Annotated in this window: 6 protein-coding genes; all 6 read left to right on the plus strand. The window is 41.7% G+C overall.

The genetic code is table 11. The features are described 5' to 3' along the window. The first annotated feature begins 503 nt into the window (after positions 1-503). The 6 genes from mnmG (at position 504) to deoC (ending at position 6,813) form a co-directional block, all read left to right on the plus strand. Positions 504-2,390: a tRNA uridine-5-carboxymethylaminomethyl(34) synthesis enzyme MnmG gene (mnmG, locus tag ACT8YW_RS20380; RefSeq protein ID WP_444106962.1), complete on the plus strand. Its 1,887-nt coding sequence runs from the start codon at positions 504-506 to the stop codon at positions 2,388-2,390. A gap of 50 nt (positions 2,391-2,440) precedes the next feature. After that, a complete protein-coding gene (locus ACT8YW_RS20385) occupies positions 2,441-2,971 on the plus strand; it encodes an adenine phosphoribosyltransferase (protein ID WP_444106963.1) in 531 nt (176 codons plus the stop codon). Between the two features lie 68 nt (positions 2,972-3,039). Next, a complete protein-coding gene (uvrC, locus tag ACT8YW_RS20390; protein ID WP_444106964.1) occupies positions 3,040-4,875 on the plus strand; it encodes an excinuclease ABC subunit UvrC in 1,836 nt (611 codons plus the stop codon). A 238-nt stretch (positions 4,876-5,113) separates the two neighbouring features. Then, positions 5,114-5,566, plus strand: a complete 453-nt coding sequence (gene dtd / locus ACT8YW_RS20395) for a D-aminoacyl-tRNA deacylase (RefSeq protein ID WP_444106965.1) — start codon at positions 5,114-5,116, stop codon at positions 5,564-5,566. Positions 5,567-5,585: 19 nt separating this feature from the next. Further along, positions 5,586-5,924: a nucleotide pyrophosphohydrolase gene (locus ACT8YW_RS20400; RefSeq protein ID WP_008776158.1), complete on the plus strand. Its 339-nt coding sequence runs from the start codon at positions 5,586-5,588 to the stop codon at positions 5,922-5,924. Then, positions 5,911-6,813, plus strand: a complete 903-nt coding sequence (gene deoC / locus ACT8YW_RS20405; protein WP_004296713.1) for a deoxyribose-phosphate aldolase — start codon at positions 5,911-5,913, stop codon at positions 6,811-6,813. The genes ACT8YW_RS20400 and deoC overlap by 14 nt, the downstream gene beginning before the upstream one ends. Positions 6,814-7,064 lie beyond the last annotated feature (251 nt).

Consider the following 7,064-nt stretch of genomic DNA (forward strand, 5'->3'; position numbering starts at 1 on the left):
CTTTTAATTATTACCTTTTTCTAATACCTAAAATATAAGTAGTTTCACAACTACACTGCAAAGGTATAGCTGTTTGCGAAAACAACAAAGTCCATGATACTAAAAAATACATTTGGGCTTGTTTTTTTGACTTATGTCAAGACATGAAGCAAATTTTAAGTGTAAACCTCACATTTATTCTGACGATAGCCTCTATTTTGAACAAATTCTCCATTTTGCTTTCTAGTTTCATCCATTATTGAGCAGACAAGCAACTAATAAAAAGACAGTAAAATAAGATATAAAAGAGCATAATATCACTATTTTCCACAAAAACGCACGATTATAAAACTCGAAGAATAGTCAAATATCGAACAATCTGCATATTTCTAACTCAAAATTACGGCGATTTTTTCAATTAAACCGGATTCCTACCCGGATTTTCAGAAGCAAAAACAGCTTGAAGATACAAGTCTCGCAACTTTTCTGTAACTTTGCAGCGTTTGATAATAAATAAGATAGGAATGGATTTTAAGTACGACGTAATTGTAATTGGTGCCGGACATGCTGGTTGTGAAGCAGCCGCAGCTGCTGCTAATTTAGGTTCCAAGACTTGTCTCATCACCATGGACATGAACAAGATTGGGCAGATGAGTTGCAATCCGGCTGTAGGAGGAATCGCCAAAGGACAAATTGTACGTGAAATAGATGCATTGGGTGGACAGATGGGATTAGTGACAGATGAGACTGCCATTCAATTCCGAATTCTAAACCGCTCGAAAGGTCCAGCCATGTGGAGCCCCCGCGCCCAATGCGACCGGGCTAAGTTCATTTGGTCCTGGCGAGAGAAACTGGAAAATACACCCAACCTTCATATCTGGCAAGATACCGTATGTGAACTGCTCGTAGAAAACGGTGAGGTCACCGGATTGGTCACCGCATGGGGCGTCACCTTCAAAGCGAAATGCATTGTGCTCACCGCAGGAACTTTCCTCAACGGATTGATGCATGTAGGACGTCATAAATTACCGGGAGGAAGAATGGCCGAACCGGCTTCTTATCAGCTGACCGAATCCATCGCCCGTCACGGTATCTCCTACGGAAGGATGAAAACCGGTACTCCGGTACGAATCGACGCGCGTAGTGTGCATTTTGACCAGATGGAAACACAAGACGGTGAATCGGACTTCCACAAGTTCTCATTCATGAATACTAGCATGCACCACTTAAAGCAACTTCAATGCTGGACATGCTACACCAATGAAGAAGTACACCGGATTCTGCGTGAAGGTTTGCCGGATTCTCCCCTGTTCAACGGACAGATTCAAAGTATCGGGCCACGCTATTGTCCGAGCATCGAAACCAAGATTGTCACTTTCCCGGATAAAGATCAGCACCAGTTATTTCTCGAACCGGAAGGAGAAACGACACAAGAGTTATATCTTAACGGATTCTCTTCTTCGCTTCCGATGGAAATACAAATTGCAGCATTAAAACAAATCCCGGCTTTCAAAGATCTGGTTATCTACCGCCCGGGATACGCTATCGAATATGACTATTTCGATCCGACTCAATTAAAACATACGTTGGAATCGAAGATTATCAAAAACTTGTTCTTTGCCGGACAAGTAAACGGAACCACCGGATACGAGGAAGCTGGAGGACAAGGGTTAATAGCCGGTATCAATGCACACATCAACTGCCACGGCGGAGAAGCATTTACTTTAGCTCGTGATGAAGCATATATTGGCGTATTAATCGACGATTTGGTTACCAAAGGTGTGGATGAGCCTTACCGTATGTTTACCTCGCGTGCGGAATACCGTATTCTGCTTCGCATGGATGATGCCGATATGCGCTTAACAGAAAGAGCGTTTAAACTTGGGTTGGCAAAAGAAGATCGATATCAGTTAGTAAGAAGCAAGAAAGAAGCTGTGGAACAAATCATTTCTTTCGCGCGCAACTATTCGATGAAACCGGTACTAATCAACGATGCTCTCGAAAAGATAGGGACAACTCCCCTACGTCAAGGATGTAAGTTGATAGAAATTTTAAACCGCCCGCAAGTGACAATAGAAAATATAGCAGAATATGTTCCGGCGTTTCAACGCGAGCTAGAAAAAGCAACGAGTTCGGATCAAGACCGGAAAGAAGAGATTCTCGAAGCTGCCGAAATCCTAATCAAGTATCAAGGATATATTGACAGAGAGAGAATGATAGCTGAAAAACTAGCACGATTGGAGAGTATTAAGATTAAAGGAAAATTTGACTACCCTACCATTCAATCCCTTTCCACCGAAGCTCGGCAAAAGCTGGTAAAGATAGATCCGGAAACAATCGCGCAAGCGAGCAGAATTCCGGGAGTCTCTCCAAGCGACATCAATGTGCTGCTGGTGCTTTCGGGGCGATAAGCGGCAACGTTTCACGTGAAACAAAGCATTTAAAGAAACAATATAATTCAATGATTATGAGCAAAGAAACACTAATCAAAAGTATTCGGGAAGTACCCGATTTTCCGATTCCCGGAATCCTATTCTACGACGTCACCACTCTATTCAAAGATCCATGGTGCTTGCAGGAATTATCCAATATCATGTTCGATATGTATAAGGATAAAGGGATCACCAAAGTGGTGGGTATAGAATCAAGAGGCTTCATTATGGGACCGATTCTGGCAACCCGTCTAAACGCCGGTTTTATTCCAATCCGCAAACCGGGCAAACTCCCAGCAGAAACGATTGAAGAAAGCTACGATAAGGAGTACGGCAAAGACACGGTGCAAATCCACAAAGATGCACTGGACGAGAATGACGTAGTTCTACTACACGATGATTTGCTGGCAACAGGAGGCACTATGAAAGCTGCTTGCGAATTGGTGAAAAGACTAAAGCCTAAAAAGGTATATGTAAATTTCATCATCGAATTGAAAGAACTGAATGGAAAATCATTGTTTGAAGATGACGTAGAAGTAGAATCGGTATTGTCTTTATAAAGGATTTGCTCTATTTGCAGAGAATGTGTCAAAAATAAGCAGCTAGCGATCTTTCGTACCTAACAATTATGAATACAGAACCAGAGAGCAGAGCCAATGAATATTTGAAAGGGATTGTAGCCAACCTTCCCGAGAAACCGGGTATTTACCAATACCTGAACACGGAGGGTACAATTATATACGTTGGAAAGGCTAAAAATCTAAAAAAAAGAGTCTACTCCTACTTCAGCAAAGAGCATGAACCGGGAAAGACACGAGTACTGGTCAGCAAAATCGCCGATATTCGTTATATTGTAGTCAACACGGAAGAAGATGCGTTATTGCTGGAGAATAATCTGATAAAGAAATATAAGCCGCGCTACAACGTTCTATTAAAGGATGACAAGACATACCCTTCTATTTGCGTACAAAACGAGTATTTTCCCAGAGTTTTCAGAACAAGGAAAATTATCAGGAACGGCTCTTCGTATTATGGACCGTATAGTCACATACCATCCATGTATGCGGTACTGGATCTGATAAAGCATTTATATCCTTTGCGAACTTGCAGTTTAAACCTAACCCCGGAGAATATACGGGCCGGTAAGTTCAACGTATGCCTAGAATATCATATAAAGAACTGCGCAGGACCATGCATCGGGCTGCAATCACAGGAGGATTATCTCAAAAACATTGATGAAATCAAAGAGATCCTGAAAGGAAATACACAAGAAATCAGCCGTATGCTACTGGAAAGGATGCAGACATTAGCTGGTGAGATGAAGTTTGAAGAAGCACAGAAGGTGAAAGAGAAATATCTTCTGATAGAAAATTACCGTTCCAAATCGGAGGTAGTAAGCGCTGTATTGCACAACATAGATGTATTTTCTATTGAAGAAGATGAGTCCAATTCCGCTTTCATCAACTATCTGCATATTACAAACGGTGCCATTAACCAGGCGTTTACATTCGAATATAAAAAGAAGCTGAATGAATCAAAAGAGGAGCTTTTGACACTGGGTATTATCGAAATGCGGGAACGCTATAAGAGTCAATCCAGAGAGATTATAGTGCCTTTTGAACTTGATTTGGAGCTAAACAACATCGTATTTACCGTTCCACAGCGGGGAGATAAGAAGAAATTGCTGGATCTTTCGATTCTAAACGTAAAGCAATACAAAGCCGACCGTCTAAAACAGGCGGAAAAGCTGAATCCGGAGCAAAGAAGTATGCGATTAATGAAAGAGATACAGCAAGAGTTGCATCTGGACAGACCACCTTTGCAAATTGAATGCTTTGACAACTCAAACATACAGGGTTCTGACGCTGTGGCCGCTTGTGTTGTCTTTAAAAAGGCTAAACCATCAAAGAAGGATTATCGAAAATACAATATAAAGACGGTTGTAGGACCTGATGACTATGCATCCATGAAAGAGGTCGTCAGAAGACGTTATCAGCGCGCTATTGAAGAAAACGCCCCTCTACCCGACCTGATTATCACCGATGGTGGAAAAGGCCAAATGGAGGTCGTTAGAGAGGTGATTGAAGATGAGCTGAACTTAACAATCCCGATTGCCGGACTGGCAAAGGACAATCGCCATCGCACATCGGAACTGCTTTTTGGATTTCCTCCGCAGACTATCGGTATCAAACAGCAAAGCCCGTTATTCCGTTTGCTGACACAGATTCAGGATGAAGTGCACCGCTTTGCCATCAGTTTCCATCGTGATAAACGCAGCAAACGGCAGGTAGCATCGGCATTAGACAGTATCAAAGGGATTGGAGAAAAGACAAAAACAGCGCTTCTGAAAGAATTTAAGAGCGTAAAACGGATCAAAGAAGCCTCTTTTGAGGAGATTGCCGCTGTGATTGGAGAAGCGAAAGCCAAGACTGTAAAAGAAGGTTTGAATAACGAACAACAATAAGGAAATACGTCAGCCAAGGCGACACTGTTCGAACTTTCGAGCAGTGCTGCTCTAAATTTCAAGCCATAACAATCAATAAGTTGATTATCACTACCAAGATAGTGAATTGACAACAAACAATAACGGATGGTCTTATTGACTACGGAGCGAATTCACAATATTTTCCCATCAACACACCGTTTTCTCTTCTGAATTTTGTAAATTTGCCTTTCCTAATCATGAAATAGAATAAATAACAATGAGAATAGTCATACAACGGGTAAGCCATGCGTCAGTAACCATTGAAGGACACTGTAAGTCGTCCATTGGGAAAGGGATGCTGATATTAGTCGGTATTGAAGAAGCAGACGGGCAGGAAGATATCGACTGGCTCTGCAAGAAGATTGTAAATCTACGTATCTTCGATGATGAGAATGGCGTAATGAACAAATCTATTTTAGAAGATGGAGGTGAGATTCTGGTTATCAGCCAGTTCACGCTACACGCTTCTACCAAGAAAGGAAATCGCCCCTCCTATATCAAAGCTGCCAAGCCGGATGTCTCTATCCCACTCTACGAACAATTCTGCAAAGATTTAAGCGGTGCATTGAGAAAAGAAATAGGCACAGGCATCTTTGGGGCAGACATGAAAGTTGAACTTTTAAACGACGGCCCCGTTACTATATGCATAGATACAAAAAACAAAGAATAATAACCAACCATCAACAATTATGACTCTGGAAGAAGCACAGAAACAAGTGGACCAATGGGTGAAAACATACGGTGTCCGCTACTTCAGCGAGTTGACCAATATGGCAGTTCTGACGGAAGAAGTAGGAGAACTGGCGCGTGTCATGGCCCGCAAATATGGAGATCAATCCTTTAAAGAGGGAGAGAAAGATAATATAGATGAAGAGATAGCAGACGTTTTATGGGTGCTTCTCTGCATTGCCAACCAGACAGGTGTAGACATAACCACTGCTTTCCAGAAAAGCATGGAAAAGAAAACGAAACGAGATAATAAAAGACATATCAACAACCCAAAACTGAAAGATCATGGAAGAGAATAACTCACAGCCTAACAAGTACAATGCCGCATTGGCAAAGTATAATACCAATCTGAGCGATGCAGATATTCAAGCTCGCGTAGCTGAATTGATTGAGAAAAAAGTGCCGGAAAACAACACGGAAGACGTTAAGAAGTTCCTGTTCAACTGTATTGATCTGACTACTTTGAATAGTACAGACAGTGACAAAAGTGTGATGCACTTTACCGAAAAAGTCAATCAGTTTGACGACGAATATCCTGATCTTAAAAATGTTGCAGCAATCTGTGTATACCCCAATTTTGCAGCCATCGTTAAGAATACGCTGGAGGTAGACGGAGTCAATATAGCCTGTGTATCAGGAGGTTTTCCCTCTTCACAGACATTCATTGAAGTAAAAGTGGCAGAAACAGCATTAGCAATCGCAGAAGGTGCAGATGAAATAGATATTGTCATTTCCATCGGCAAATTCCTAAGCGGAGACTACGAAGGAATGTGTGAAGAAATACAGGAATTAAAGGAAGTTTGCAAGGAACGCCACCTCAAAGTGATCCTCGAAACAGGTGCACTAAAGAGCGCTTCCAACATCAAGAAAGCCTCTATCCTATCCATGTATTCGGGCGCAGATTTCATCAAGACTTCCACCGGTAAGCAACAGCCTGCCGCCACTCCGGAAGCCGCTTACGTGATGTGTGAAGCCATCAAAGAATACCACCAGAAAACCGGAATCAAGATTGGATTCAAACCGGCAGGTGGCATCAATACCGTTAATGATGCGATTATTTACTACACAATTGTAAAAGAATTATTGGGTGAAGAATGGCTGGATAATCAATTGTTCCGCCTGGGAACCAGCCGCTTAGCCAATCTCCTTCTTTCTGACATCAAAGGGGAAGAAATCAAGTTCTTCTAAGCTAAAAGCTACATTAGCAATCAAATACGCCTTACCGCGCGGCTCCCGTACTCCGGGAACCGACGCGGTATTTTTTTATTTAAGAAAATCTAAAGATAGTTACAGGAGAATTCAGAAAAATACTTATCTTTGTAAAAGGTTTAGCGATGAAAATATAGCTAATTAGTTATATTAGAGAACGTTTCATTTATTACCAATTCCTGGAATTCGGCAAAATTCAAAGTTATGAATGGTAATAAGCAAACGGGTCT

Source organism: Bacteroides sp., assembly GCF_052357945.1.
GTDB lineage: Bacteria > Bacteroidota > Bacteroidia > Bacteroidales > Bacteroidaceae > Bacteroides.

Excerpts from the sequence above, each read along its gene's own strand:
- mnmG (WP_444106962.1), top strand. The coding sequence starts at position 504 with ATGGATTTTAAGTACGACGTAATTGTAATTGGTGCCGGACATGCTGGT.
- ACT8YW_RS20385 (WP_444106963.1), top strand. The coding sequence starts at position 2,441 with ATGATTATGAGCAAAGAAACACTAATCAAAAGTATTCGGGAAGTACCC.
- uvrC (WP_444106964.1), top strand. The coding sequence starts at position 3,040 with ATGAATACAGAACCAGAGAGCAGAGCCAATGAATATTTGAAAGGGATT.
- dtd (WP_444106965.1), top strand. The coding sequence starts at position 5,114 with ATGAGAATAGTCATACAACGGGTAAGCCATGCGTCAGTAACCATTGAA.
- ACT8YW_RS20400 (WP_008776158.1), top strand. The coding sequence starts at position 5,586 with ATGACTCTGGAAGAAGCACAGAAACAAGTGGACCAATGGGTGAAAACA.
- deoC (WP_004296713.1), top strand. The coding sequence starts at position 5,911 with ATGGAAGAGAATAACTCACAGCCTAACAAGTACAATGCCGCATTGGCA.